This is a genomic window from Natrialba aegyptia DSM 13077, assembly GCF_000337535.1.
In the GTDB taxonomy this organism is placed as follows: domain Archaea; phylum Halobacteriota; class Halobacteria; order Halobacteriales; family Natrialbaceae; genus Natrialba; species Natrialba aegyptia.
In genome coordinates this window covers 139,038-165,218 of the sequence record NZ_AOIP01000031.1, presented here as the reverse complement: position 1 = coordinate 165,218, position 26,181 = coordinate 139,038, and the positions used below count along the sequence as shown (strand labels likewise).

Here is a 26,181-nt window from a genome sequence, read left to right as displayed (position 1 = left end):
CGCTACTGACCCACCACTGCACCCATGACGACAGCACAACCGACACCGACGACCGTTCGAGAAACAACGCTCCGATACCTCAACTCCGCGATCACGATCGGCGCGCTGCTGTTCTGGGGAATCGTCCTCTTCTGGGCGAGTTCACCCGGCACGCTGAGCCGAGCGCAGTACGCCGTCGTGTTCCTCGGCAGCATTCTGGTACTGTACATCCTCAACGAGGCGGTTGGATCGATCGAAGCCGGCGACGATCTCGATCTGCTGATACTGATCGCCTGCGCCAGCGTGATGATCGTCGCCTGCGCTTACCTGTTTACGAACTTCGAAGCCGTCTACCAGCAGCGACAGGGCCGAGCGCTGGAGCACGAGTACCACCTCGCCTGGCTGGTGGTCGCCGTCATCCTGTACCTGACCTGGCGCTCTTACGGGAAGATTTTCCTCGGTCTCGTCGTCGGCGCGATGGCGTACGCCCTCTACGGGTGGATGCTGCCCGGCATCTTCGGCCACGCCGGAATCGATACGCGGTACATGTTGCAGGTTCTGATCACCGACCTCGGCGGGTTCTTCGGCTCGCTGACGCAGCTTACGGCCACGCTGATCGCGCCGTTTCTCCTGTACGCCGGGCTGTTGTTCGCCTACGGCGCGTTCGATCTCATCCTCAGGATGGCGATCGCGAGCGCGAAGTACATCGAATCGGGCGTCGCCCAGACCGCCGTTCTCGCGAGCGCGATCATCGGTTCGGTCAACGGTAGTTACGCCGCAAACGCCGGCATGACCGGCTCGTTCACCATTCCGACGATGATCGACAGCGGCCTCCGCCCGCGGACGGCGGCCGCGATCGAGGGGACGGCCTCGACCTCCGGGCAGGTCCTGCCGCCGGTCATGGGTGCCTCGGCGTTCGTGATGGCCTCGTTCCTCCAGATCGCCTACGTCGACGTCATCTCCGCCGGACTGCTGCCCGCCGCGATCCTCGTCGCCAGCATCGTCATCGGCGTCCACTACACCTCGATCCGCGAGGTCGGGAGCCAGGACCTGCAGTTCGACGACCTCTTCGACGAGCGGCTCACCCGCGGGGACAAACTCGTTGAAGGAATTCGATTCGGCACTCCCTTCGTCGTCCTGATCACCCTGCTCGGCGTGTTGCAGTGGACCGTCGCGACGTCCGCCCTCTGGACCATCGCCACCATGATCGGCCTCGGTATCGCGACCCCCGTGCTCCAGTCGATCTACGCGGTCGTCACCGGACGCCGGTCCGCGACCGTCGAACTCGACGACCGGCCGTCGGCTCGGAGCCCGCGCCTCCGATCGGTCCGCCGATCCCGCATCGTCGACTCGCTCGTCACCGAACTCGGCAACACCGTCGCCGGCTTTCGCCGCGGCGCGATCATCCTCGCACCGATCGCCATCATCCTGGCCGCCGTCAACGGCATCGTCGACCTGCTGATGGTGACCGGCACCCCCTCGAAGATCGCACTCATGTTGATGGACATCTCCGGCGGCGTCCTGTTCATCGCCGCCATCCTCGGCATGCTCGTCTGTATCGTCATGGGCATCGGCATGCCGACCGTCGCGGCCTACGTGATCACCTCCACCCTCGTCGCCCCGGCGTTCGTCAACGACTTCGGCGTTCCCGAACTCGCGGCCCACTACATGGTGTTCTACGCCGCCGTCATGGCCGGCGTCACCCCGCCCGTCGCCATCGCCGTCGTCGTCGCCGCCGGCATCGCCGAATCCAACTTCTGGGAAACGTGCGCCACCGCGATGACGATCGCCGCGCCGCTTTTCGTCCTCCCCCTGTCGTTCATCTACCATCCTGAACTCGTCTCGACCGCACTCGGTCTCCAGTCGCTGATCACGGCCGGTGCCGTCCTGCTCGGCGCGGTGACGATCATCTACGGGCTCAACTATCCGTTTTACTTCGACCGCCGGTACACCATCCCGATCCGATTCGGCCTGTTCTGGCTCGGCGCGTTCATCATGGTCTACCCGGCCCTGTTCGCCCAGGTCGCCGGCATCGCCGCCTTCGCACTCGTCTTCATCGCCGAAAAGTACCTCTCAGACAGCTGGACGGTACCGGTCGGATCCGAACTCAGTCGATAGTTCAACAACATATATGATACGTTTCTATTCTGCTGACCCCACAGAATTCATATCTATTCGCAATGGCAGATGTCCTCATCTGATCTCCGCAATACTATACGCAGCTCAAGGAGTCTCGACGCGACTCTGATCGTTTCTCCGTTCACTCGTCCTGTCGTTCATTCACGATCGGTTTCCTCNATCTGATCTCCGCAATACTATACGCAGCTCAAGGAGTCTCGACGCGACTCTGATCGTTTCTCCGTTCACTCGTCCTGTCGTTCATTCACGATCGGTTTCCTCACCTATTTCGCCACTATAATGCCGTACAAGGGCAAGTGACGGTGAGTCTTGAGTTCAACGGCAGTACTCAGCTTCGTTCTCTCCTCCCCAATATATCATTACAGCAGATAGTTTGTAGAATCAGTATTAGACCGGGCTGAGTTCCTCCTGATACGCACCGTGATGATCCTCGAACACCTGCATGATCTCGCCCATCGTCGCGTAGGTCTTGACCGCATCGACGATGTACGGCATGACGTTTTCGTCCGTCGGAATCGCGTCCGAGAGGGCCGCAAGCGCCGCCTCGACCGCCTCGTCGTCGCGCTCGCGCTTGACCCGCTCGAGTCGCTCGAGTTGCCGATCCCGCGTCGTCTCGTCGATCTCGAGGATCTCCGGCGACGTATCCTCCTCGATCGTGAACTCGTTGACGCCGACGACGACCTCCTCGCCGCGCTCGACGCGCTGTTGGTACTCGTAGCTCGAGTTCTGGATCTCCCGCTGGAAGTACCCCTGCTCGATCCCGTCGAGAACGCCGTCGCGGATCGACCCGTCGCCCATCTCCCGGATCTCCTCGAGGTAGGCCATGATCTCGGCTTCCATCTCGTTCGTGAGTTTCTCGATCGCGAAGCTGCCGCCCATCGGATCGACGATGTCGGCCGCGCCGGACTCGTCGGCGATGATCTGCTGGGTCCGCAGGGCGACTCGAACCGCCTTCTCCGTCGGTAGCGCAAGCGCCTCGTCGAAACTGTTCGTGTGCAACGACTGCGTGCCGCCGAAGACGCCCGCCAGCGCCTGAATCGTCACCCGAACGATGTTGTTGAGCGGCTGCTGGGCCGTCAGCGACTGGCCGGCCGTCTGCGTGTGGAACTTGAGCCGTTTCGACTCGTCGCGCTCGGCGTCGTACCACTCCTCCATGACGCGGGCGTAAATCCGCCGCGAGGCGCGGAACTTCGCCACCTCCTCGAAGATCGAGTTGTGCGAGTTGAAGAAAAACGAGAGGAGCGGCGCGAACTCGTCGACGTCCAACCCGCGGTCCAGACAGTCCTCGACGTAGGCGAAGCCGTCCGCGAGGGTGAACGCGGCCTCCTGGGCCGCCGTCGATCCCGCTTCGCGGATGTGGTAGCCGGAGATGGAAACCGGGTGGAACTTCGGCGTCTCCTCGACGGCGAACTCGATCGTGTCGGTGACGACCTCGAGCGACGGCTGGGGCGGAACGACCCACTCCTTCTGCGCGATGAACTCCTTTAACATGTCGTTCTGCAGCGTTCCTCGGATCTCCTCGCGCGGAACGCCCTGCTGGTCGGCCAGCGCGATGTACATCGCGTAGATAACCGCTGCGGAAGGGTTGATCGTAAACGAGGTCGATACCTCGCCGATATCGATGCCGTCGAAGAGGATTTCCATGTCCCGCAGCGTGTCCACCGCGACGCCCTCCTTGCCGACTTCACCCTGACTCATCCGGTGGTCCGAGTCGATCCCCATCAGCGACGGCATGTCGAAGGCCGTCGAGAGACCCGTCTGGCCCTGATCGATCAAGTAGTGAAACCGCTCGTTCGTCTCCTCCGCCGTCCCGAAGCCGGCGAACTGGCGCATCGTCCACGTACGGCCGCGATACATCGTCGGATACGGACCGCGCGTGTACGGCGGCTCACCGGGGAACCCCAGATCGTCCTCGTAGTCGAGTTCAGCGATGTCGTCGGGCGTATAGAGGCGGTCGACCTCGTGGTTCGAGACCGTCGCGAACCGATCCCGACGCTCGCCGTGGTGGTCGAGGGTCGGGTCGAGCGTCTCCTCGGTCCACTGCTCGCGCCGTTCGCGAATCCGGTCTATCTCTTCCTGGTCGAACATTAGTGAGGATATGTCTGGCAGGAATCTAAAGTCTTGTTGTTACTCGTTGAACGGTCGTCCGCCGGCGGTGGAGACGGCCATCTCGGACCGTTTCGACCGAGGTTTCGACCGAGGGCGAGGACGAGCCGAATCGGACCGGCTCGAAATCGGTGTCGAAACCATAAAGACATGTGGTGTGATACCTACTGTCCATGGCGACCGATACGACCGCGGCGGACGGATGGGAGATTCCCGAGTCATACACAGTCACGGCGCGCGTTGCCGAGCACGCCCAGTCGTTCGGCGACCGCGTCGCCGTTCACTTCCGCGATGCGACGGGCGCGCAAAGCGAACGAACGTACGCCGACCTTCGAGACGACATGAACCGGTTTGCAAACGGGCTCGCTGAACTCGGGGTTGAGAAGGACGACCGAGTGATGCACCTGTTCCCGCGCCATCCGGACGCGTTCGCGATCCAACTCGGCGCGCTGGCGACGGGCGCACTGTTGGTCCCCTGCTCGTCGATGCTGCGGGCGAACGACATCGAGTTCAGGGCGACCGACTGCGACGCGACGACGATCGTCGTCCACGAGTCGCTGACCGACATGGTCGAGCCGGTGCTCTCGAAGACGCCGATCGAGCGGGTGATCGTGCTGGACGGAGACGACGCTGCGCTCGCAGATGAGCATGACGGAGAGAGCGAGAACGACGCTCACTGGACCACCGTCCAGGCGGTCCTCGCCGACCAGCCGACCGACTACGACGGTCCCGACCTCGGTGCCGAAGACCCGATGTCGATCAACTACACGAGCGGGACGACGGGCAAGCCAAAGCCCGTCCTGCACAAACACCGCTGGATGTACTGCTTCAATCGGGTCAACGCGCCCCACTGGTGGAACATCGATGACGAGACCGAACTCGCGGATGAACTCCTGTGGGCGACGACCGGAACGGGCTGGGCGAAGTGGTTCTGGAGCCCGGTCGGCGTCGGGCTGACGACCGGCGCGACCCAGCTCATCTACGACGGCGAGTTCAAGCCCGAGACGTTCCTCGAACTGCTCGAAACCGAGGGCGTCACGAAGCTCTGTGCCGTTCCGACGCAGTACCGAATGCTGGCCAATGCGGACCTCGACGCCTACGACGTCCAGGTGCGCGATGCGCTTTCGGCGGGCGAACCGCTCAATCGGGAGCCGATGGAGCGCATCGAGGACGCCTGGGGGGTGACCCCGCGCGACGGCTACGGCCAGACCGAGACGGTCGCGCTCGTGTCGAACTATCCGGGGATCGATGTCAAGCCCGGCAGCATGGGGAAGCCGACGCCGGACGTCGGCGCGACCATCATCGATGTCGACGACGAGGAGGAAGTCGAGGCGGGCGAAATCGGCGAAATCGCAGTGCCCGTCGACTCGCCGGCGATCTTCGACGGCTACTACGAGAAACCCCATCTGGACGAGCAGAAGCTCTCGGGCGAGTTCTATCGGACGGGCGACCTCGCGAGACGGGACGAAGAGGGCTACTTCTTCTTCGAGGGACGAGCCGACGACATCATCATCTCCTCGGGCTACCGGATCGGTCCCTTCGAAGTCGAGGACGCACTCGTCAGCCACGACGCGGTCGCCGAGGCGGCCGTCGTCGGGAGTCCGCACGAGGAGCGCGGGAGCGTCGTCAAAGCCTACGTGATCCTCGCCGACGGCTACGAGGGCAGCGTGGAGCTCACGGATGAGCTACAGGCGTTCATGAAAGCGGAGACGGCTCCCTACAAGTACCCCCGCCGGATCGAGTTCACCGACGAGTTGCCGAAAACCTCGAGCGGGAAGATTCGGCGGATCGAACTCCGCGAGCAGGAACAGGCACAGCACGGCTAACTTCCCTCGCGTTCGCGCGGTCGATTCGCTCAGCCGGCGAGTCGGCACACTTATACTGCTCGTGACAGCAGAGACTGCGTATGCACCGGACCCCGGAGACGGTAGACCGCGTCGGCGTCGTCGGCGCGGGGACGATGGGCAACGGCATCGCACAGGTCGCCGCGACGAACGGCTACGAGGTCGTCATGCGCGACATCGAACGGGAGTTCGTCGACAGCGGCTTCGACTCGATCGACGAGAGCCTCGGCCGCCTCGACGACCGGGACGCCCTCCCGGACGACCCCCACGTGATCCGCGACCGAATCGAGGGCACGACCGACCTCGACGACCTCGCTGACTGCGACCTCGTCGTCGAGGCGGCGCTCGAGGACCTCGACGTGAAACGCGAGATCTTCGCCGAACTCGACGACATCGTCGGTGCCGAGACGCTGCTGGCGACGAACACGAGCACGATCTCGATCACCTCGATCGCGAGCGCGACCGACCGGCCGGCGCGAGTCGTCGGCCTGCACTTCATGAATCCCGTCCCGATCATGGAGGGCGTCGAGGTCGTCGTCGGCGAGAAGACGAGCGACGAGGCCCTCAGCCTGGCCCACGAGTTCGCCGAGGACCTCGGGAAGACGACGTGGGAATCGGACGACAAGCCCGGCTTCGTCACGAACCGCATTCTGATGCCCTGGATCAACGAGGGTATCCGGGCCTACGACGAGGGCGTGGCCACGAAGGAGGACATCGACGCGGGGATGGAACTCGGGACGAACGTCCCGATGGGCCCGCTCACCCTGGCCGACCACATCGGCCTGGACATCTGCCTGCACGCCTCGGAGACGCTGCACGATGAACTCGGTGATCGGTACCAGCCGGCCTACCTCTTGAAGCGCAAGGTCGAGGCGGGCGAGCTGGGCAAGAAAGCGGGACAAGGCTTCTACGAGTACGACTGAGAGAGCCGCTGCAACCGTAAAAGCGGCGCAACTCAGCGCGACTTCAGCTCGCGCGCGATGATCTTCTTCTGAATTTCGCTGGTGCCCTCGTAGATCGTCGTGATCTTCGCGTCGCGGTAGTAGCGTTCGACGTCGAAGTCCTTGGTGTAGCCGTAGCCGCCGTGGACCTGGACGGCCTCGTTGGCCACGTCGACGGCCGCCTCGCTGGCGAAGTACTTGGCCATGGCCGCGGCCGTCGGATCGACGCCGTCCTCGTTTTTCCGCGCGGCGTCCCGCGTGAGCAGGCGAGCGGCCTGCACGTCGGTTTGCATATCCGCGAGCTTGTGGCCGACCGCCTGGTGCTCGATGATCGGTTGGCCGAACTGCTCGCGTTCGTTCGCGTACGCGACCGCAGCGTCGAGCGCCGCCTGCGCCACGCCGACCGCCTGGCTCGCGATCGCAATTCGGCCGCCGGTCAGGATCGAAAAGGCGGCCTTGAGTCCCGATCCGACCTCGGTCAGCCGATTCTCGGCCGGAATCCGCACGTCGTCGAAGATGAGCGTCGTCGTATCGCTCGCTCGCAGGCCCAGTTTGTCCTCCTTCTTGCCGACCTCGAGTCCGTCGACATCCTTCGGGATCAGGAACTGGGTGACCGTCTCGGGATCGTCCCGGTCCGTCTTCGCGAACAGCACGACCACGCCCGCCCGCTCCCCGTTCGTGATCCACTGTTTCTTGCCGTTGATGACGTACTCGTCGCCCTCGCGGACGGCCTCCGTCGTCATCTCCGCCGGGTTCGAGCCGGCGTCGGGTTCCGACAGGGCGAACGCGCCGACGGGCCGACCCGAGACCATCTCGGGGAGCCACTCCTCCCGGTGACTCTCGGACCCGAACTCGCGGATGCACGACGTTGCGAGACAGTGGACCGACAGCGCCGTCGCCACCGCGAGGTGGCCGTAGGCGAGTTCTTCGTTGACGATGCTGTAGGTCACTTCGTCGACGTCCATGCCGCCGAACTCCTCGGGGACCGTAAGCCCCGTCAGGTCGAGTTCGGCCAGCCCGTCCCACACGTCTTCGGGGAACGTCTGGGTCTCGTCGGCTTCGCGGACGTCGGTCCCGACCTCGTTTTCGACGAACTCTCGAACGGTATCCCGAACGAGTTCCTGTTCGCTCGTCAGTTCCATGGCCGAATATTCGTGAGCGGGATACTAAAGTGTCCGATTTTCAGGAAACGAACCATCGGACCGACCGCTATGCCTTGTTTCCGGGAGAGTCGGAAACAGATCCGGCTCGAATCACCGCCGCTCAACACTCACGGTAGCAGCTGGGTGCCGCGCTCGACGGACGATAACAGTTAACCACCACCGTCACGAATCGCTGACTGACATGACTGACTACGAAAACCTTGCCGTCAATCACGACGACGGCGTGGCGACGGTGACGCTCGACAGCGCGGCCGGGCGGAACTCGCTCACCCTCGAGATGGCCGACGAACTGATCTCGGTCGCGACGACCCTCGGCGAGGACCGGGAGACGCGCTGTATCGTGCTGACCCACGCCGGCCAGTTCTTCGGTTCCGGTGCCGATCTCACCCACCTCGAGGGCAACGAGACCGACGCCGCGCGCCTCCGCGAACTCGCCGGCCGCGCCCACGAGGCGATCGTCCAGTTCCACCAGTCCGAAACGCCCGTCGTCGGTGCCGTCAACGGTATCGCCGCCGGAATCGGCTTCAGCCTCGCGCTGATGCCCGACCTGCTCATCCTCGGCGAAGACACAACCCTGCGCTTTGCCTACCCCGGTATCGGGCTGACCGGCGACGGCGGCTCGACCTTCTTCCTCCCGCGACTCGTCGGCCTCCGAAACGCGAAGGAAATCGTCCTTCGAGACCGGCCGATTGGCCCCGAGGAAGCCGTCGACCTGGGGCTCGCGACCGAGGTCGCCCCCACCGACGAGTTCGATGCGCACGTTGCTGAACTCGCGAACGAGTTGGCGGCAGGGCCGACCCAGGCGCTCGGATCCGCGAGCCGACTCCTGACCGAGAGCTACGGTCGCGAACTCGAGGCCCAGCTCGCGGCCGAGACCGACGCGATCGCCGCGGCGGCCCGAACGGAGGACTACCGGCGCGGACTCGACGCCTTCTTCGGCGATGATGACCCCGAATTCGTCGGCCGCTAACGAGGTCGCTCAAACGTAATCCAGATTCACCTGCGTCACGTTCGCTGCGCGCTGGACGACTTCCGCGATTTCCTCACGGCGCGTCTCGCCGAGGCGACTCTCCGGACCGCAGACGCAGATCGCACCCTGAATCTGCTCGCGCTTGTCGAGCACCGGCGCTGCGATGCAGACCATCCCGGCGATGCGCTCGCCCTCGTCGACCGCGTAGCCCCGCTGTCGGACCGTCTCGAGTTGCTCGAGCAGTACGTCGGGGTCGGTTACCGTCCGGGACGTTACTTCGACGAGCCCCTGATCGACGAGTTCAGCGACGCGCCCGTCGTCCATGTGAGCCAGCATCGCCTTGCCGGGTGCCGTCGCGTGAAGCGGCATCCGCGCGCCGGGGTAGGCGAACAGGTTGATCGCATCCGGCCCTTCTTGAACGGCGAGGATCACCGCCTGATCGTGCTCCTCGATCAGCAGCGTCACGTGTTCGCCGGTCTCGTCGGCGACGGTCGCGAGTTCGTCGCGGACGGCCTTGACGACCTCCAGCCGGTGGCGCTGGCGGTGGCCGACCTCGAGAAATCGCGTCGAGGTCCGATACTCCTTGTCCTCGGCGGTCACGTACCCCGTTTCGACGAGCGCCTGCAGGTAGTCGTGGACGGTACTCACCGGCATCTCGAGTCGCGCCGCGAGTTCGGAGGCTCGGCCGCCGCCGTTTTCCGAGAGTTCGTCGACGATCCTGAAGGCCCGTTCGACGGACCGGTTGGGGGTGTTTGTCATGACGACGACTACGACGGACGATCCACAGAAGTGTTTCGGTTGTACCGGATAGTATTTCGGCAGCCCCGGCGTCAATGATGTGCCTGTTTTCAGGGTAATCGACGACTAGTGAGTCGAATTGGTAGCCTCTCTCCAATACCGGACGTGGGATTCATAAGGAAATATTCTTCCGAGAGAGTCGGATTCGAACTCGAGTGGGAATGACTTCTTCTCCGAAGCAGACCGGCTGTCAACTGTGTACTGCCATGTATTCGGTTATCCGACTGTGCCGAAATTGGTTCCGTCTCTCAGTGTTACCGCTCGTACACGCACGGCTCTGTTGACCCAGTAGTCGAAGTCATCTGCGTTATTTACAATTGTACTCATGTATTCATCAGTGGTGAGTGTCACTCGTTCCCATATATCGTTTAGCGGGAGCGATCCCCATGAACGACCGGATAGCGTATTGAACGAAATATGATGAAGTGCATGATGATATATGGAATTGCCCAAAACGGCATATCGGAACTTCTCCCGTCCTGGATGGCTCTCGAAAAGTCCGCGACGAGTAGCGAGTCGGGCACTAGCAGAACTCTCACCGCTCAAATCGGGTTCGAAATGGTCGCAGATGAGACTGTTGACACCCGCCGACGCTGAGTCTCAGTTCGCCGACGAAACAGGCTCGACCGCAGCAACGGCCTCCCCGAGCAGGTCGACTGCAATATCCAGTTCGCGATCGCGAACGTCGAGCGGCGGCAGCAATCGAAGCGTCTTCGTTCCGCAGCCGAGCGTGAGCAAGCCCCGCTGCAGCGCCGCGTCCACGACGTCGTCTCGGCGGTCCGCCGTATCGAACTCGACCGCCGTCATGAGTCCGAGGCCGCGCACGTCGACGACGGCCTCGTGTGCCGCCTCGAGATCGGCGAGCCGATCGAGTAGCGCCTCGCCCTGCTGTTCGGCGTGGGCGAGTAAGTCGTGTTCCTCGATCGCGGCGAGCGTGAGCGTCCCCTGCATCGAGGCGATGATATCGCCGGCACCCCACGTCGAAGAGAGTCGCGACTCCTCGTCCGGGAAGAGTTCGGATCGGGAGACCGTCGCGCCGACGCGCAACGCCTTCGCGGCCGTGATCACGTCCGGTTCGAACTCGTAGTGATCCGACGCCCACAGTTTGCCGGTGCGACCGACGCCGGACTGGATCTCGTCGGCGATGATCGGAATGTCGTGTTCGGTACAGAGGTCGTCGACCGCGCGCATGAACTCGCCGTCGGGGACGCGGTAGCCGCCCTCGCCCTGGATCGGTTCGAGGATCAGGAAGGCGACCTGCTCGGGTGGAATGTGGCCGTGGTCGGGATCGAGTTTCTCCCGGAGGCGTTCGACGCCCTCGAGACTGTGGGGCACGTCGTGGATGCCGCTGAGTTCGGGGAAGTCACGCCGGTGGACCGACTTCGAGCGGTTCAGCGAGAGCGCGCCGAGGGTCCGGCCGTGGAACGCGCCCTCGAACGTCAGCCCGTACTTCGGCTGCTCGCAGTGGTCATAACACGCCTTGATCGCGTTCTCGACCGCCTCCGCGCCGGAGTTCGAAAGGAAGACGGTATCCATGTCGTAGTGAGCCGTGATCTCGGTCAGTTTGTTCATCAGGTGAGCGGGTCCCGGCAGCTCGGCCTCCTCGGGCGTCCCGCCGGTGCTCACGTAGAAGTCCTGCCCAGCAATTTTCAGGGGGTCGACGAGATCGAACTCGCGGAGTTTGTCCGTGATCAGCGGGTTGTTGTACCCGAGCGGCGCGGCGGCAACGTGACTCGTGAAATCGAGAAGGACGTTGCCGTCCGGGTCCGTACAGAAGGGGCCCTCGGCGTCGGCGGTACTATCCCAGACGAAGTCGTAGACGTACGTACTCGTCGCAGCGGCTTGCTGGTGGTACTCGACCCACTCGGATGCAACCGGTCCCGGCAACTGCGTTACATTCGGCACTGCTGTCTCACGTTGCATACCTTGGTTCTACTCACCAGGGTGCTTAAAACACGTGGATTCTGGACCCGAAACACGCACAACCGACGCGAGAAGACGGTAGAAAAGCCAAGGAAAGCAGAGAAACGGAGAAGAGACTACAAAATCCGCTTCCCGAACGCGCTCGCAGCGAGTTCAGCCGCGACTTCGGCAGTCCGGTTGTCCCGATCGAGGATCGGATTCACTTCGACGACATCGATCGACCGCAGCAACTCCGCCTCCCGATCGCGCTCGGCGACGAGTTCGAGCGCCGCGTGGGCTTCGCGGTAGTTCACGCCGCCACGGACCGGCGTGCCGACACCCGGAACGACCGTCGGGTCGAGCCAGTCGAGGTCCAGGCTGACGTGAATCCCGTCGACGCCGTCGGTCGCGATTTCGAGTGCATCCTCGACGACGGCGGTAATGCCGCGTTCGTCGATTTCGCGCATGGTAAAGACCGTCGCCTCGCTCTCACGCAGCGCCGCTCGCTCCTCGTCGTCCAGGCTTCGAATCCCGACGAGAACGGTGTTTTCCTCGCTCACAGCCGGGGTTTCGGCCCACTCGACATCGGCGAACTCGCCGCGACCGTGAGCCGCAGCGAGCGGCATCCCGTGGACGTTCCCGCTCGGGGAGGTTTCGGGCGTGTTGTAGTCGCCGTGGGCGTCGAACCAGATGACCCCGATGCCGTCCTCGGCGTTCCGTGCCGCTCCGAACATCGATCCCATCGCGACCGCGTGGTCCCCGCCCAGGACGAGCGGCACCGCACCGTCGTCGATCGTCCCGGCGACCTCGGTCGCGAGCGTTTCAGTTACGCGCCCGATCTCGTCCAGGTACTTCGCGTTCCCCGTCGATTCCCGGCTGGCCGCCGAACTCGTCTCGAGTCGAGGGACGTCCAGATCGCCGGCGTCGGTACAGTCAACGCCGGCAGCAGCGAGTTCAGCCTCGATATCAGCGTATCGAATCGCCGAGGGTCCCATATCGACTCCGCGCCGATTCGCACCGAGATCGAGGGGCGCACCGAGCACGCGGACCGTTCGGGCAATCGTTCCGTCGTATTCACCCGTCATCGGTCCAGCCCTGCGCTGACCTCATCTCTGTTCGTGACGGTACCGGACCGAAAGACGCTCGCCTGCTCGATCGCAACCATATCCATCGTATGAACGACTCCGGGGCACAATCATATATCTTTTTTCTCACTACAGGTTCGCTCTCGCCGGAAACTAAATGAGGTATCGATACATCCACCCCACGCCGAACCGTCGCTTACCGGTCAAACTGTGCCGTTTCGAGGGCGACCTCGATCAGATTCGCGGTTTCGATGACCTGCTTTGGCACCGCCGAATGGAACCGTTCCCCCTGGAGCCGGCTCGTTGGTCCCGTTACGCTCACCGAGCCGACGACGGTCTCGGTCGGGCCGAGCACCGGCGCGCCGACCGCTCGCATCCCCCGAATCTCCTCCTCGTCGTTGAGTGCATATCCGCGGTCCCGGATGTCCGCAAGCGTCTCCCGCAACTCGGCCGCATCCGTGATCGTATTCGCCGTCTGGCGTTCGAACTCCAGATTCGCGATGATTTCGTCCCGTCGCGTCGCCGGGAGGTGCGCGAGAATCGCCTTCCCAGCCGCAGTATCGTGTAAATGCTGGGGCGTCTCTCGCATCCGCAGATGATAGTCCATCGCGACGGCGAACTCGCCACGACTCTCGTAAAGGACGACCTCGCGGCCGCGTTCCTCGGCGATGAGATGGGTGTATTCACCGGTCCGTTCCGCGAGTTCGTCGACCTCGTTGTGACCGGCCATGTAGAGGTCGGTTTCGTTCCGGACGTGTTCGCCGATCGTCACGAACTGGAATCCGAGTCGATACTGGTCGCCGTCCCTGGTAACGAAGCCACAGTCAACGAGCGTCTGGAGGTACGTGTGAACGGTCGCTTTCGTCAGTTCGAGATCTGCTGTGATTTCGGCCAGCGTACCGCCCTGTTGCTGTTTAATGACGTTGATAACGTCGGTCGCTGTCTGCACCGATTTGATCCGGCGTGGCCCGTCGTTCCCGGTCGAACCGGCTGTCATACCCGTGTCTACGAAATGAGGTGCTTAAGTATTTGCGATTATCAAACGGATTCGAACGGGAACCCTGGTCGGCAGTTCCGCCCACCCAGACGGTTCAGTCGTCCTGCGTGGTCATGTCGGCGAGAGGCCCCGAGCTGTCCGGATGCCTTTGGAATCGTTCATCGTTTGGGCGGTACGCTCAGTGATGATTTCGATGATTTCGCGGGTCGAGGGGGAACCGTTGCCGGACTTTTTGACTCCGACGAAGGGCAAGTGTACTTCGGTACCGAGACACACTTGAGCAGTAATTCGACGGTCAAGAAGTGCTACGGGGAACCTCGGCCCGAAAAACGAATAGCCGGTTTGAGACTATGAAATAGAACTCGTCCGCGGTTGCAAGGTGTCACGTGGTTTCGTGAGTAGACTACACGGTACCCGCGCTGAGAGACGACGAGTACGAACGATATCGAGAATACTGGCCGACGAAGTCATCTCTGAAAGCAATTTATTTGAGGACTGCAAACGACACCCGAATCGACCGGAATCTACGCGGTTGCTGCAGTTGCACTCGTAGTGAGAGTGAGAGGGGTCACTGAAAGCCACCGTACACCCGATCGCGCGATGGATGTGCGATCGGTGTGGAAACCGTTTCAGGTGTTACTATACCGGAACGCGAAGAAACGCGAATCTGAAGGTGGTCGAGCCAAAACAGGGGAGAGCGGCCATTGTATATTCACTCGCCACAGCTCCACTACGTATCAACACGGTTGAGCGCCGCTACCGCGAGAAATCCACATCGATACACTCACAATCTGCCGACTGCACTCGAGTTCCGTTTGAGATTTACAATCCTACGGATGTAAACCCCGCCTGCTGACTCTCGGCTCAAACATGATGGCACTATCCGTATGTATTCGGAAAGATATCTACTAACTAGTATACTTGTGTCCTGCCAGTGCCGTTCGTGCGAAACCACCGAGAATCATGCAGCGACCACACCCCGTAAACGGGGTCGATTACGCCCGTATTGGTGTAAATACCACGGTCGGAACGCTTTTTAGACCGACTCGACTACGCACTAGTAGTGACCGAGCGCACTCTCGATACAGCGGCGAGTTCATCGTGTGGCTGCAAAGTCGGTCGTATCACGACCCAGTACGACCTGAACGGACTCGACGATGAACTCGTCAGCTACTGGACCGATAGAACGGACGAACGATACAGCACGCGCGATCTCGCAACGCACGTCAATCAGCGTGTGCTCGAAGCGGCCCTCGACGAAGCGGGGCTCCAGTACAAGGACGGCGAAGTCGAAAACACCTATCGACTCCTGACCGGTGACGACGTCAGTAGCGGGACCCGCGTGCAGACGAGAAAAGAACTCGAGCGAGACTCCATCCCGGTCGAGGAGGTGGAGAGTGATTTCGTCTCCCACCAGACGGTCTACAACCACCTGACGGATTGTCTCGAAACGACACTCGAATCACCGAGCGACGAGGAGCGACTCGAACGGAGTCGGGATAAACTCGGTGCCCTCCGAAACCGGACGGCGGCGGTGACAGAGGACACGGTTGCACAGCTCGAACGAAGCGACGTACTCGACATCGGCGAGTTCAACGTCCTCGTGAACGTGACGGTAACCTGTGAGGACTGCAAACAGCAGTATACCATCAGAGATCTGCTCGACCAGGGTGGCTGTGATTGTGAGTGAGCGCCGTTCCGAGCGGTAGTAACACCTGAAACGATTTTACACTGACCGCACATCCCATCGTGCCATTCGGTGTGTACTGCTTTCCAGTAGTGCCGATAGCGAGGACAATCTGAACTCGTTTCAGTTACTAGAATTCACTCACCGATTACCTACTTTTCGTGATTCGCCTTCCGCAACCAGGAGTTGAATTAGTGCTTTCTATGACAGTATTTAACCCAACCTATATTATTGAGAACATAGACTAGTATATGACATGGCAGCAGTAGTGTATGTGGGATGAGCTACTCAAATGTGTCGCGTGAAGATTATGGTTATCCGAGATGATGAGTGGGGACCAGACGAAGAACACGTCGACGGCCTTAACGGATGATTCAGTTCGTGCGCTCCGAAGGAATGGCGTCTCTTGTTGCGCTCATCCACTATGTCTTCAGCACGCCTTTTGTTGACAGTATCTGGGAAGATTCTGGTTCCATCTGGGATAACGTTCCTCTTGCTGTGATAATTGTCATACTCGTCAGCCGAGTAATAGAAGTCAGAAATCGACTTGCAAGGGTCAGCCATGAACTGAGCCCGCGATTTATTCATCACTTCCGCTTGCTGGATCGTAAGCAGCTCTGATGCTGTCGAACCTCGAAAGGTATTTTTAGGCCATCCTAAAATATGGCGTTATGCGACGTGTAGAATCAACGCGACGAGAGTTCTTAGGGACGAGTAGTGTGGTTGGCAGCATGGTCTTCGCGGGCTGTCTGAATGGTGACCCTTCGGAATTGGGCCAAAGAACAGGCGATAGAACCAGCTATACTGCTGAAATCGAGCCGGTGGGGGAAGTCGAGTTCGAGGGCCCTCCCGAGCGATGGACCGCCCTACTGCCGACCTTCGCGGACATGGCGTTCGCACTCGGCGGCGGACAGACGCTCGGGATTCAGAACCACGACCGCTACGCGAACGAAGCCTTCGACGCTCTTCCTGGAGTTAAGCATAACCAAGGCGATATCGTAGATCTCGTCAGTAGCGATGTCGATAAAGAACTGTTCTATGACATGAACGCCGATGTCCATTTCATAGATCCGAACATATTGAAACTCTGGTACGGATGGGACCAGTCGGACATCGAAGAAATCGCGAACAACCTCGGTCCCTTTTTCGGGAGCTTCATTCGTCGTCACAGCGATAACTGGCACGACTATCGCTACTACAGCCTCTATGAGGCTTTCGAGTTGATGGCCGAGGTTTTTCAGGCCCAAGACCGTTACCAAGCGTTCGTTGAACTCCACGAGCAGATGCTCGAAACGATAGAGGAACGATTGCCACCGGCCGACCAGCGACCAACTGCCTTGCTCGTCTACCCAGCCGGCAAGTCAGGAACCTCGTTCCACCCATTCCGAATTGACGATGGTGGGGTCAGCACCAAACAGTGGCGTGATCTCGGTCTGAGTGGCGCACTTGCCGAGACGGACATAGGCCACTACAGTTACTCCGACGATGGCACGCTCGGTCCAGAAGCCTTGCTCGAAATCGATCCCGAAGCGTTACTGGTACGCAACTACGGAGGGGCATCCGAATCCAAGTTCAGGGAAGAGGTAGTCGAACCCTTGGAGGATCATTCGGTCACCAACAATATACGGGCGGTGCAGAACGACGCCGTCTACAACGCCGGGTACCTCGATCAAGGACCGATAATCAACTTTCATCACACCGAACTAGCGGCGAAAGACATCTATCCAAATGCGTTTGAGGATGCGACGCTCTTCGATCGTGAGCGCGTCGCCCAGATCGTTTCTGGAGACCTTTGAGTGATCTCGTAACTACTGTTGGACAGTGACATGATACACGGTTCACAGCAGGCTGTCTTTCGGTACATCGCATAACTTCGCGCCCATGTTGACCGCGGGCGACTGTGTCAAAATCGCCGTCTCGGCGTTGATCCCAACCTGACTAACCGGTTGATCTCTCACTGAGCCCGCCACTCGAGAGTGACAGCACTGTTCAGCAGCCCCAGAACTCACACACTTTCTCACGCTCGTCCGATAGATGTCCCCGAAGAAAGTCTAAACCGACTCTAGGTTGGTGAAAGTAGCCACGGATCAACGAGAAGTCGACGCAAAACTGGTTTATCCTCCGAAGCTGTGAAGTACATACTACAGCTGTTTCGTATAGTGGAATATGATTTATCACATGTGAAGGGCACAATAGTAAACTACCCGCGCCACCAACCGAAAGCATCTGTCGATGGGAAGGGGCTTCGAGAACTAGGATCACTGCGTCTCCTTCCACTCTCCCGCATCACCGCCTCTAAACTCACCCATCGCCTCGCGTTCACGAGGCCACAGTGAAACGACCAGCACGAGACTATAGAAGACGCCAACGACCCCCGTCACGATGACACCTGACAGGGAACCAACATTGGCCACAGTCAGAAAGCCGTCTCCAGTTGCAAATGCGGTAATCCGGAAAACCCAGGCGAGTAACAAGATGAGTAACAGCGCGAGGTAGATTCGCCGAAGTCGGTTGCGGAGGGCTTCGAGGAGCGTGATTTTCACCGTGGGTGTTCGGTAGTCGTTGCTCAGTTTTCGTCGCCAATCCTCGTGTTCGAGTTCACCCGCGGGATCGAGCGCGTCCGCGATGAGATTTTGCTGAATCAGGCGGACACGCGATCGGTAGACGTCGTAGTCACGGTAGCGCCGGGCTTCGATCATCAGAAACGTCGTTACGACCAGGACGGCGATCAGAATAATGTAGTGTGGATTGTTGCCACTCGAGAACGCCCAGGTGAGGATCGCAGCCATCACGGTGACGCTCCAGGTCGTCGTCTGGTCGAGTCTCGACCGCCAGGTCGTCTCGCGATCCAATTCGCCTCGATAAGTGTCCCCGAGGACGGCGCTCATCGTCGAAATATCGGTGTCGATTTCGTCCCCGAGTTCGTCGTGACTGGTGTCTGTGTGATCGTCTCCGGTGTCTCCACTCATGGTAGCTACTGTTGTTCACCACGGCCACGCTATAAGTAACAGAGACACCGGATCGACCGGAACACAACGCGCGGTTCAAGCCCTTGGTGGGAGAAAAGAGTGGCAGTTTGCAGACCGCGAGGCGTCTTATGCTTGACGGGGGAAGTTGTCGATCGTTTCGGCGCGGAACGCCTCCTCGTCGAACTCGTACTCGTCGTCGAGGAACTCGAGGAGCGTCTGCGTGTCCTGCAGTGCGTTTTGCAGACAGGTGGACGCGCCCGGCGACGGCGTGATATTGAACAGAATGTCGTCGCCGACGATTTTTGCTTCGCCCATATCGAGGGATTTGCGCTTGGTATCGACGATCTGGGGTCGGACACCGCCGTAGCCCTTCGCCCGTTCGATGTCCTCGAGTTCGACGCTCGGGACGACCTTCTGGACGTGCGGGAGGAACTCGCGCGGCCCGACTGCGGGGAGGTCGTAGACGAGGTTTCGGAGAACGTACGGGAGAAGGATCCGGTCCGAAAGGATGTTGGCGTAGCTGAGGAACGCTGCGGCGTTCAACCCGAATACGTCGAAGAAGTCCCGTACCGTCGAGAGACGGCCGCGTTCGAGGGCGGGGACCAGTTTCGCAGTGGGGCCGAAGCGGGTAATGCTCGAATCGTGAACGTCCGCGTCGCCGTGGACGGCGGCGAACGGGAGTTTCTTCATCTGGAGCGTGTACACCTTCCCGTTGAGCAGATCGTCTGCGAGGAAGAAACTGCCTGCTACGGGGAGCAACACCTTGTCCTGGCCGTAGCCGAGTTCTTTCGCGATCTGGAGGCTGTGCGAGCCGGCGGCGACGGCAGCCGCGTCACAATCGAAGCGGCCGTTGGTCGTGGCGATAGTGTAACCGTCGAGCGTCGGCGTGATGTCCGTGACCTTCGTGCCGCTGTAGATGTCGACGTTGGGTTCCTCGCGGGCCTGCTCGACGAACGACTTCGTCGTTGCACCGTAGTCGACGACGTAGCCGTCCGGCGTCTGCAGTGCGAGCATGTCCTTCGAGGGATCGCGGCCTTCGACGACTTTGGGCTCGTACTCGGCGATTTCCTCGCGGCCGATCGGTTGGAGTTTCGGGAAGAGATCGCCGAAGCCTTCGGCCTCGTAGCGCCGCTCGAGCTGTGCGACTTCCTCGTCGCCGACGCCGAGAACCATCTTGCTTCGCTTGTCGTGCATCTCGCGGTCGGCGTCGTGGTTCTCCAGGTACCCCGCAAGGAGTTCCGCTCCTTCCTTTACCTCCTCGGCCTTCTCGAGCGTGTAATTGGTCTCGATGTCGCCGAAGTGAAGCGTCTGTGAGTTGTTCGTGTGGTTCGAGTTAATCGCCGCGGTCTCCGATTCCTTTTCGATGAGCGCGATGGAGTCGATATCGGAGAACTTCGCGGTTGCATACAAAAGTGATGCCCCGCTGATACCGCCCCCGACGATGATGAGGTCGTACTTGCCAGACATAATTGATTGGGAAAGTCATCTCGATAACTGTCCTCCGGACAAATAACTCGTGTTTTTTCGATCGAATTTTCGTCGATCGTCGAACCCCGTGTCGGCAGTTGAACGCTGTGCGATAAAATAGCCTGTAGGCGCGTTAGCTCGGAATACTCTTCGAACAATACAGATACACTTCAAAGAAATTGGTAGTGAACTACCGTTGCTACCGGCACTGTTTCACCAGATTCCACGCGGATAGTCGAAAGCGACGGAGCTTACATTCCGAGCAGGCTTCCGTCGGCGTACTTCTCTTCGTATTCGATATCGTCGGCAACCAACATCAGAATGCCCTCGACAATGCCAAGAAGCCCAGGAATTCCCGTCCAGAAGAAACACAGGTAGATGACGCCAAGTTTGACGTTTCCCTGATAGAACTTGTGTGCGCCAAGCGTTCCAAGGAGCAGCGCCAAAATACTCGCCGCGAGCCGATCCGAATCAACACCGGATCCGCGATAGGAGGGCTGTCGAACGCCACACTCCGGACAGATCTCTGCCTGTGCGTTTATCCGCTCACCGCACTCGACACAGTACTTTTCGCCACCAGACCGGTCGGGCCCGCCATCGAGAGGCCTCGTCTGATCGACCCCACAGCTGGGACACACATCCGCTCCGTCGTCGAGTTGCTCCCCACAGTTGCTACAGTGCTTCATTCCGCTCTCGCCCGTGCTTCACACACTCGTCTTAAATAGCTGCTTGTTGGATACCGCTATCACCACGAGTAGTACAGCAGTATTCCCGCAAGAATCGCATATCCGACCCCGATCCCGAGGAGACCGACCATCGCCTCGAACAGCAGATGCGCGATGGCCAGTCCGTAGCCACACCCGAGCAAGAATCCAGTCACCGTCCGAACGGGGTTATACCCACGGCGACTGCTGAACGTCGTTACGCTCCAATCGACCAGGGAGGGAACTGGCAAAAGCGCGACCAGGAACGCAACGGTAGCAGGTGTCACCTCCGGGCCAATCAACGTGGCGAGTACCCCCGCCCCGATCCCCGGATAGACGCCCGCACATCGAGCGCAAATGTGAACTCGGCGACCGAAGACGACGGGCGAATAACAGCGATAGAACTCGGCAGGCACGTGGTGTGAAAGTACGAACCGTCCCGTTTCGGACAGTCCCTTTCGAAGTTCCGTCGTATCGATCCTCATAGTCTGGAAGCGGATAAATGGGGTACTCCGATCGAAGCACTCACGAATCCCGACGGTTTGCGTCGACGTTCTATCGATTGATTCATCCACGCACCCAAAGCAATACCGATCTCTCAGTACCGTTCAATAGTCGTTTATACGGCCGTCTACCGCCATTTCCAATGAAGAGCGGTGGTGGGTTAATACTGTTGTTTAAAAGAGAGTTCGTCGTGATTGTAGGAGTACGAGTCGACACCGACTTCGTCACAGCGCGAACGGAGATTTGCCGGTGGAATCTCCATCTGCTCGCCGAACTCTTTCTCGAGGTGTTTACAGAATGCGACGGTGATATCTCGATCGTCATCTCCATCGTCTGCAACCCGAAGAACGACTGCGAGATCTGGATCGTCGTAATCCGGTTTGATAACGTAGTCGCCCGGCGTGAACGGGTTATCGGGGTACTCGAGATTCGCGTGTTTGTAGGTGTAGAGCTTGATATTCTGATCGTCACAGTAAGACGCTAGCTTCGCGGGGTGGATCTCTCGCCAGTTTCCTGGACCGTCGTCGAGCGTATTCGGAAATGCGACGCAGACTGCTTCACCATCCATCGTCTGACCGTAGAGATTGACGTCTTGTTCCGGTGGGAGTACCTCCACGACCACGGCAACCGATGCGTCGGCATCCTCCGCTTTAACCACTCGATCACCGGGTTTGAACGGGTTCTGTGGCTTCTGATTCATGTGAGCCGTGTTCGGCCCTAAATCCTGTAACTCGTTCATCGGGCGAGCAGCGAGATGCGCGAGTTTCTTCGGTTCGTCACCAGAATACGCACCCTGCGTTCTGACTTTCGATTCGAGTGTTTCAGTCCGCTCCCAGCCGAGGAGGATGAGCGCATCTTCGTTATCGCGATGCCAAACCATCACGATGATATCATCATCTGGGTCATTTTCGAGGAGATTTGCCGGCCGAAACGCAGAAACGTCTCTCGAGGTTTTCACGTCTATTTCGTAACCGAAGACGTCGAAATCATTGCCGGAAAAACTCTCCGAATTACAGCGCCGGATCGCTTCTTCATTTTCCCATTCCCACATCTCGACGGGGAGATACTCGCGACAGAACTGCTCGAACGCGAGTTCACCGAGATTTCCGATGCGTTTGACGGCTAAATCGTCCGCTCCTTGTATGACCGCTTGATGGTGAGCTCGTTCTCGATCGATTTCGTCCGGTGTGTAGAGATACATTAGCTGGGGATTATTCGGTTGTATAATGTATCTTCCGTACTGACAATCTCCCGTCTACTTGGTAGTCGCGAAGAAGAAACTCGGGATCGATATTTTAGTCTCCTAGGGAAGTGATGCGTAGAGAAATAGAAGATTTCGGTGCTCGAACAGGCACCTATTACCGGATATCGAAGTGCTGGTCGGAGTCAGTAGTCTCCGGAAGTGACGTGTGCAATGCTCGTCGTCGACGGGCACGCCGAAAAGTTGCGTCTGGAAGCACTCTAACTGAGAGATTTCGTATTCGAGTGCCGACTCGCGATTGAATCGTACTCAGGGCCCCCAGATGGTGGGACTCGACTCGAATCCGATCGGCCCTTGGTTTTCGCTTGGTCTCGAAGGTCTCGAAGGCCGCCGCCGACGTTCCGCGCGTAGTGATTTCGTGGGCCAGCGTGAGTGCGTCTTCGATGGCCTGTGCCGCACCTTGCCCGGCGAACGGTAACATTCCGTGGGCCGCGTCGCCGGCGACAATGACTGACCCGTGATGCCACCGTTCGAGTGACGGGACATCCGCCAAATCGGTACTGAACACGGTATCGGTATCAATCGACTCGACGACAGCGGGGATCGGAGCGGGGAACGCCGAAAACAGTTCGCGTAGCATCGCTTTCGTCGGCTGCGAGTCGGTTTGCCACTCCACCGCGGACTCCGACGCCGTAGCGAACCAGTAGAACCGATCCTCGTCGATGGGTGCACCACCGGTGTAGGTCCCCTCGCCCCACACCTCGATCCCTCGAGTTCGGTGCTGCTCGGGTAAATCTACCGTTGCGATGGCTCGATAGGCGATACTGTCCAGCACTCGCGGTTCGACGTTCGGCGCGACGGCGTCCCGGATGACGGAGTCGATACCGTCCGTCCCGATGAGGATGTCCGGTTCGATGTGCGTGCCATCGGTAAATCGAACGGCCGGAGTATCCGTGTCAGTCACCGCTTTGCACGCCATTCCGGTTCTGACTTCGGCATCGAGTTCCTCAAGGAGTATTCGCTGCAGTTCGGCGCGGTGTATCGCCACGAAGCCGTAGCCGAAGTCGGCCCGTTCGACGCGGTCCAGATCGAATCGCGTTAACACTTGTCCGTTCGCGGACCGAATCGAACTGTCTTCGAGGGGAACGCCTGACTCTCGGACGCGGTCGGCGATTCCGAGGCGGTCCAAAATGAGCAACGCGTTTGTCTGTAGCAGGATTCCAGCGCCGATTGGACGGAACTCGGACGCGGTCTCGTATACGGTCGGTGCCCATCCCCGCTGTTCGAGCGCGAGCGCCGTGGTCAGCCCACAGATCCCCCCACCGACGATAGCGATGTCGGGTCTCTCTGTCGTCATTGGCGCTTCCGGCACGAACTGCTGGTCATTTCGTCGCTACGGAGGTGTTCGCGGCGTCCAACGAGTTGGTTTCGTTCCATATCTGTCGGTTCGCATCGAACCGTCGAATTTCGGCTGCCGGCTATCTACGCCGGTTTAAAGCACGCCGGGTATCTTCTCGTACGTATGCGATATCTCACGGTTCTCGTTCACCCCGTCGAGAGCGGTTCGTTCCACCCGCTCGGAGAGACACTCTCGAACGCGTCAGAGATCGAGCGGGAGGCGATTCACCACGTCGAACATCTCGCCGACGACACGGTACTGTTATTCGCCGAGGGGAGCGGTGATCGGGACCGATACGAGGATATAATGAGGGACTCCCCCCATGTCGTTGATTATTTCATCTCCGGGGTGGATCGGTGGATGGCCGTCAGTCAGTTCGAACCGACGGACGCGACTCGATGTCTGCTGGAACGTCAACGCGAGTCGAACGTCGTTATCGAGACGCCCATCTACTTCACCGCCGACGGTTCGCTCCGAATAACGTATCTGGGAAGCGACGCTGCGTTTCGAGAGTTGTTTCGCGACTCCGTCGAGGAGACGGCTATCGCGTTCGATGTCGTCGAAACGGGCGACTACAACCCGGACGAAGCGGCGCTCACGAGACAATTAACGACGCGCCAACGGGAAGTGCTCGAAGTAGCGGTCGAGATAGGGTACTACAGTGCGCCTCGGCAGTCCACGCTCGACGATGTGGCGAACGTCGTCGGAATTGCGACATCAACTGCGGGCGAGCATCTTCGAAAAGTGGAGGAGAGCGTGTTCGGTGCGTTCGTTCGGTAATTGTCGCGCATGAACGAGCGCTGCCCGTGGAATCACAGTTCCGGTAGTAGTTGGGCCTCGGCACTCGAACAGGAACGACTTACGGGTACACCGATCCTGCCGCAGTAGGTTTTTAGTTGGGAATGTGTTGTTTGTATTATACACAGCATCGAGACCACCTACGAATATAATACCGCGCAATCTAACGAAACCACACGAATGAGCGCCTTACGCCCCCATATTCACCTGTTTCTGGACGAGCTTCCCGGCGAGCCGGTCCGGTCGGCTGTGCGGCGCATTCAGGATAGCGGATTTTCGACCGTATCGACGGACAGCAGTCAGGAGTTCGTCTTCGGGACCTGGGGACAAGACGAGGTCGGATACAGTGGCTGGGAGACAACGGCCGAATTACAGTTTCTCGTCGATCGAATCCGTTCCGTCGGCCGTGGACGAATCAAGTTCTGGAGCCCCGAAAATCACGAGTACCAGTTATCCGTTCGGCTTCTCGAGACCGAGATGCGAGTTTCAGCGCCCGTCCGAATATGGGGACCACCTGCCCGGATATTCGACACCGACGAATATACTCGAGAGACGGTCGAAAAGCGGACGGAACTCCTCGTGACCCTGTTCCTCGAGTTATCAGAACGGTTCGATCCCTGGTACGCGTTCGCCGACATCTACGACGACCGGCCGAAGCGGATTTTCCCCGCCGACCGCCCTCCGGAGAGCGGTCTCGAGCGGCTCCCGTGGATAACAGTCTTTGGATTGGAGTGGTTCGACTTCTTCGGTGGTGCGGACCGGACGAAACGAGCTCCCGCGTGGAACGTCCGGCAACTGGCGACCGGAAGCGTGGTCGTTCGAGAACGCGATTTCCCCGCACCGACGTACGCGGAGTGCGATTCCGGTCCCCCTATTTCGACATACGAGTATCTGTTCGAGCGCCGATCGATCGCTGAACTGCGGTCGGAGCGGCGACGGAAGCGGAACACGATTGTCGATCCGTTTCGCGAATTCGCACCCGGGGAACGCGGCAGTGATATCGTCCTCTGCAAGGGTCACGCCTCTATCGAGACGACCGAGATCGATTACAGGGACGTGGCAACGACTATCGGTGAGTCCGATAACTGCTACGTCCTCCACGTATATCGCGACGACCGCGATCAGCTTCGGGAGGTCAATTCTGGGCTGTTCGTCCGTCGGCTGATCGACGAAGACGGCCAGCCGATCGGAACGCTGCCCGACGATGTTCCCCTCGAGCGTGAGCTACTCTCGCTTTCGGTCAATACGGCAGTGGAACCGTTCCCACCGGAGATGTATCGAATGGAATCGGCGGCGGAGCCGAGTGTTATAGCGAAGCTATTCGGGCTCTGGGAACTTCCGCCGGACGGAACGGTTTGGGCGGAAGGAGACACCTGTCGCAGACGGGCTACTGATCCGAACTGAACGGCCGAGATACGAATTTTCGTGCGGTTCCGTTGACGGCTCTGTTCTCGTTTGCTACTGGAACCCACGATAGATCTGTTGATCGAGAACTGACTGATACTACGCGTAAGCCGAAGGCCTCGGC

General features: G+C 60.0%; 20 protein-coding genes and 1 pseudogene. 8 read left to right on the top strand and 13 right to left on the bottom strand.

All coding sequences use genetic code 11. From position 1 onward, the window contains the following. The first annotated feature begins 24 nt into the window (after positions 1-24). Positions 25-2,097, top strand: a complete 2,073-nt coding sequence (locus tag C480_RS11940; protein ID WP_006665870.1) for a TRAP transporter permease — start codon at positions 25-27, stop codon at positions 2,095-2,097. 408 nt (positions 2,098-2,505) lie between these two features. On the opposite strand, the gene C480_RS11935 is transcribed toward C480_RS11940, so the two are convergent. Continuing rightward, positions 2,506-4,206, bottom strand: coding sequence for an acyl-CoA mutase large subunit family protein (locus tag C480_RS11935; RefSeq protein ID WP_006665869.1), 1,701 nt, complete (start codon positions 4,204-4,206; stop codon positions 2,506-2,508). Positions 4,207-4,397: 191 nt separating this feature from the next. On the opposite strand from C480_RS11935, the gene C480_RS11930 reads away from it, so the two are divergent. Together C480_RS11930 and C480_RS11925 are read left to right on the top strand one after the other, a co-directional pair. Next, the gene (locus C480_RS11930; protein WP_006665868.1) at positions 4,398-6,050 is read left to right on the top strand and encodes an acyl-CoA synthetase; all 1,653 of its coding nucleotides are present in this window, start codon (positions 4,398-4,400) and stop codon (positions 6,048-6,050) included. An 80-nt stretch (positions 6,051-6,130) separates the two neighbouring features. Next, complete coding sequence (locus C480_RS11925; protein WP_006665867.1) at positions 6,131-6,991, top strand: 3-hydroxyacyl-CoA dehydrogenase family protein; 861 nt, start codon at positions 6,131-6,133, stop codon at positions 6,989-6,991. Positions 6,992-7,023: 32 nt separating this feature from the next. Here the strand turns inward: C480_RS11925 and C480_RS11920 are convergent, their stop codons facing one another. Beyond that, positions 7,024-8,151 carry an acyl-CoA dehydrogenase family protein gene (locus tag C480_RS11920; RefSeq protein WP_006665866.1) on the bottom strand — a complete coding sequence of 376 codons (1,128 nt, stop codon included), beginning with the start codon at positions 8,149-8,151 and terminating at the stop codon, positions 7,024-7,026. Positions 8,152-8,353: 202 nt separating this feature from the next. On the opposite strand from C480_RS11920, the gene C480_RS11915 reads away from it, so the two are divergent. Beyond that, on the top strand, positions 8,354-9,142 hold the full coding sequence (locus C480_RS11915; RefSeq protein WP_006665865.1) for an enoyl-CoA hydratase/isomerase family protein: 789 nt from the start codon (positions 8,354-8,356) through the stop codon (positions 9,140-9,142). Between the two features lie 9 nt (positions 9,143-9,151). Here C480_RS11915 and C480_RS11910 read toward each other — a convergent pair whose 3' ends face one another. The 5 genes and pseudogenes from C480_RS11910 to C480_RS24230 form a co-directional block, all read right to left on the bottom strand. Beyond that, entirely contained in the window at positions 9,152-9,901 is a 750-nt protein-coding gene (locus C480_RS11910) for an IclR family transcriptional regulator (protein WP_006665864.1), read from the bottom strand. Between the two features lie 639 nt (positions 9,902-10,540). Continuing rightward, positions 10,541-11,863 (bottom strand): class-III pyridoxal-phosphate-dependent aminotransferase, encoded by a 1,323-nt coding sequence (locus C480_RS11900; protein ID WP_049903620.1) that lies wholly within the window; start codon positions 11,861-11,863, stop codon positions 10,541-10,543. Between the two features lie 116 nt (positions 11,864-11,979). Then, complete coding sequence (gene rocF, locus C480_RS11895) at positions 11,980-12,927, bottom strand: arginase (RefSeq protein WP_006665862.1); 948 nt, start codon at positions 12,925-12,927, stop codon at positions 11,980-11,982. 196 nt (positions 12,928-13,123) lie between these two features. Further along, positions 13,124-13,924: an IclR family transcriptional regulator gene (locus C480_RS11890; RefSeq protein WP_006665861.1), complete on the bottom strand. Its 801-nt coding sequence runs from the start codon at positions 13,922-13,924 to the stop codon at positions 13,124-13,126. 94 nt (positions 13,925-14,018) lie between these two features. After that, positions 14,019-14,197: pseudogene (locus tag C480_RS24230) on the bottom strand (aldehyde dehydrogenase family protein); the annotation flags it as partial. Positions 14,198-14,987: 790 nt separating this feature from the next. Between C480_RS24230 and rdfA the strand changes: the two are divergent. Together rdfA and C480_RS11875 are read left to right on the top strand one after the other, a co-directional pair. Next, a complete protein-coding gene (gene rdfA / locus C480_RS11885) occupies positions 14,988-15,614 on the top strand; it encodes a rod-determining factor RdfA (protein WP_006665860.1) in 627 nt (208 codons plus the stop codon). A gap of 818 nt (positions 15,615-16,432) precedes the next feature. Next, positions 16,433-17,407, top strand: a complete 975-nt coding sequence (locus tag C480_RS11875; protein ID WP_006665858.1) for an ABC transporter substrate-binding protein — start codon at positions 16,433-16,435, stop codon at positions 17,405-17,407. 462 nt (positions 17,408-17,869) lie between these two features. Here C480_RS11875 and C480_RS11870 read toward each other — a convergent pair whose 3' ends face one another. From C480_RS11870 to C480_RS11845, 6 genes are all read right to left on the bottom strand, one after another. Continuing rightward, positions 17,870-18,580, bottom strand: coding sequence for a DUF2270 domain-containing protein (locus C480_RS11870; protein ID WP_006665857.1), 711 nt, complete (start codon positions 18,578-18,580; stop codon positions 17,870-17,872). A 126-nt stretch (positions 18,581-18,706) separates the two neighbouring features. Continuing rightward, on the bottom strand, positions 18,707-20,047 hold the full coding sequence (locus tag C480_RS11865) for an FAD-dependent oxidoreductase (protein WP_006665856.1): 1,341 nt from the start codon (positions 20,045-20,047) through the stop codon (positions 18,707-18,709). A gap of 251 nt (positions 20,048-20,298) precedes the next feature. Further along, positions 20,299-20,733: a TM2 domain-containing protein gene (locus tag C480_RS11860; RefSeq protein WP_006665855.1), complete on the bottom strand. Its 435-nt coding sequence runs from the start codon at positions 20,731-20,733 to the stop codon at positions 20,299-20,301. A gap of 59 nt (positions 20,734-20,792) precedes the next feature. After that, positions 20,793-21,236, bottom strand: coding sequence for a DUF2085 domain-containing protein (locus C480_RS11855; RefSeq protein ID WP_049903618.1), 444 nt, complete (start codon positions 21,234-21,236; stop codon positions 20,793-20,795). A 179-nt stretch (positions 21,237-21,415) separates the two neighbouring features. Next, on the bottom strand, positions 21,416-22,456 hold the full coding sequence (locus C480_RS11850) for a hypothetical protein (RefSeq protein ID WP_006665853.1): 1,041 nt from the start codon (positions 22,454-22,456) through the stop codon (positions 21,416-21,418). Positions 22,457-22,613: 157 nt separating this feature from the next. Next, positions 22,614-23,813: an FAD-dependent oxidoreductase gene (locus C480_RS11845; RefSeq protein ID WP_006665852.1), complete on the bottom strand. Its 1,200-nt coding sequence runs from the start codon at positions 23,811-23,813 to the stop codon at positions 22,614-22,616. A gap of 165 nt (positions 23,814-23,978) precedes the next feature. Here C480_RS11845 and C480_RS11840 point away from each other — a divergent pair, with 165 nt between their 5' ends. Both C480_RS11840 and C480_RS11835 read left to right on the top strand, forming a co-directional pair. Next, entirely contained in the window at positions 23,979-24,635 is a 657-nt protein-coding gene (locus C480_RS11840) for a helix-turn-helix domain-containing protein (RefSeq protein WP_006665851.1), read from the top strand. A 198-nt stretch (positions 24,636-24,833) separates the two neighbouring features. Next, positions 24,834-26,057, top strand: coding sequence for a hypothetical protein (locus C480_RS11835; RefSeq protein WP_006665850.1), 1,224 nt, complete (start codon positions 24,834-24,836; stop codon positions 26,055-26,057). Positions 26,058-26,181 lie beyond the last annotated feature (124 nt).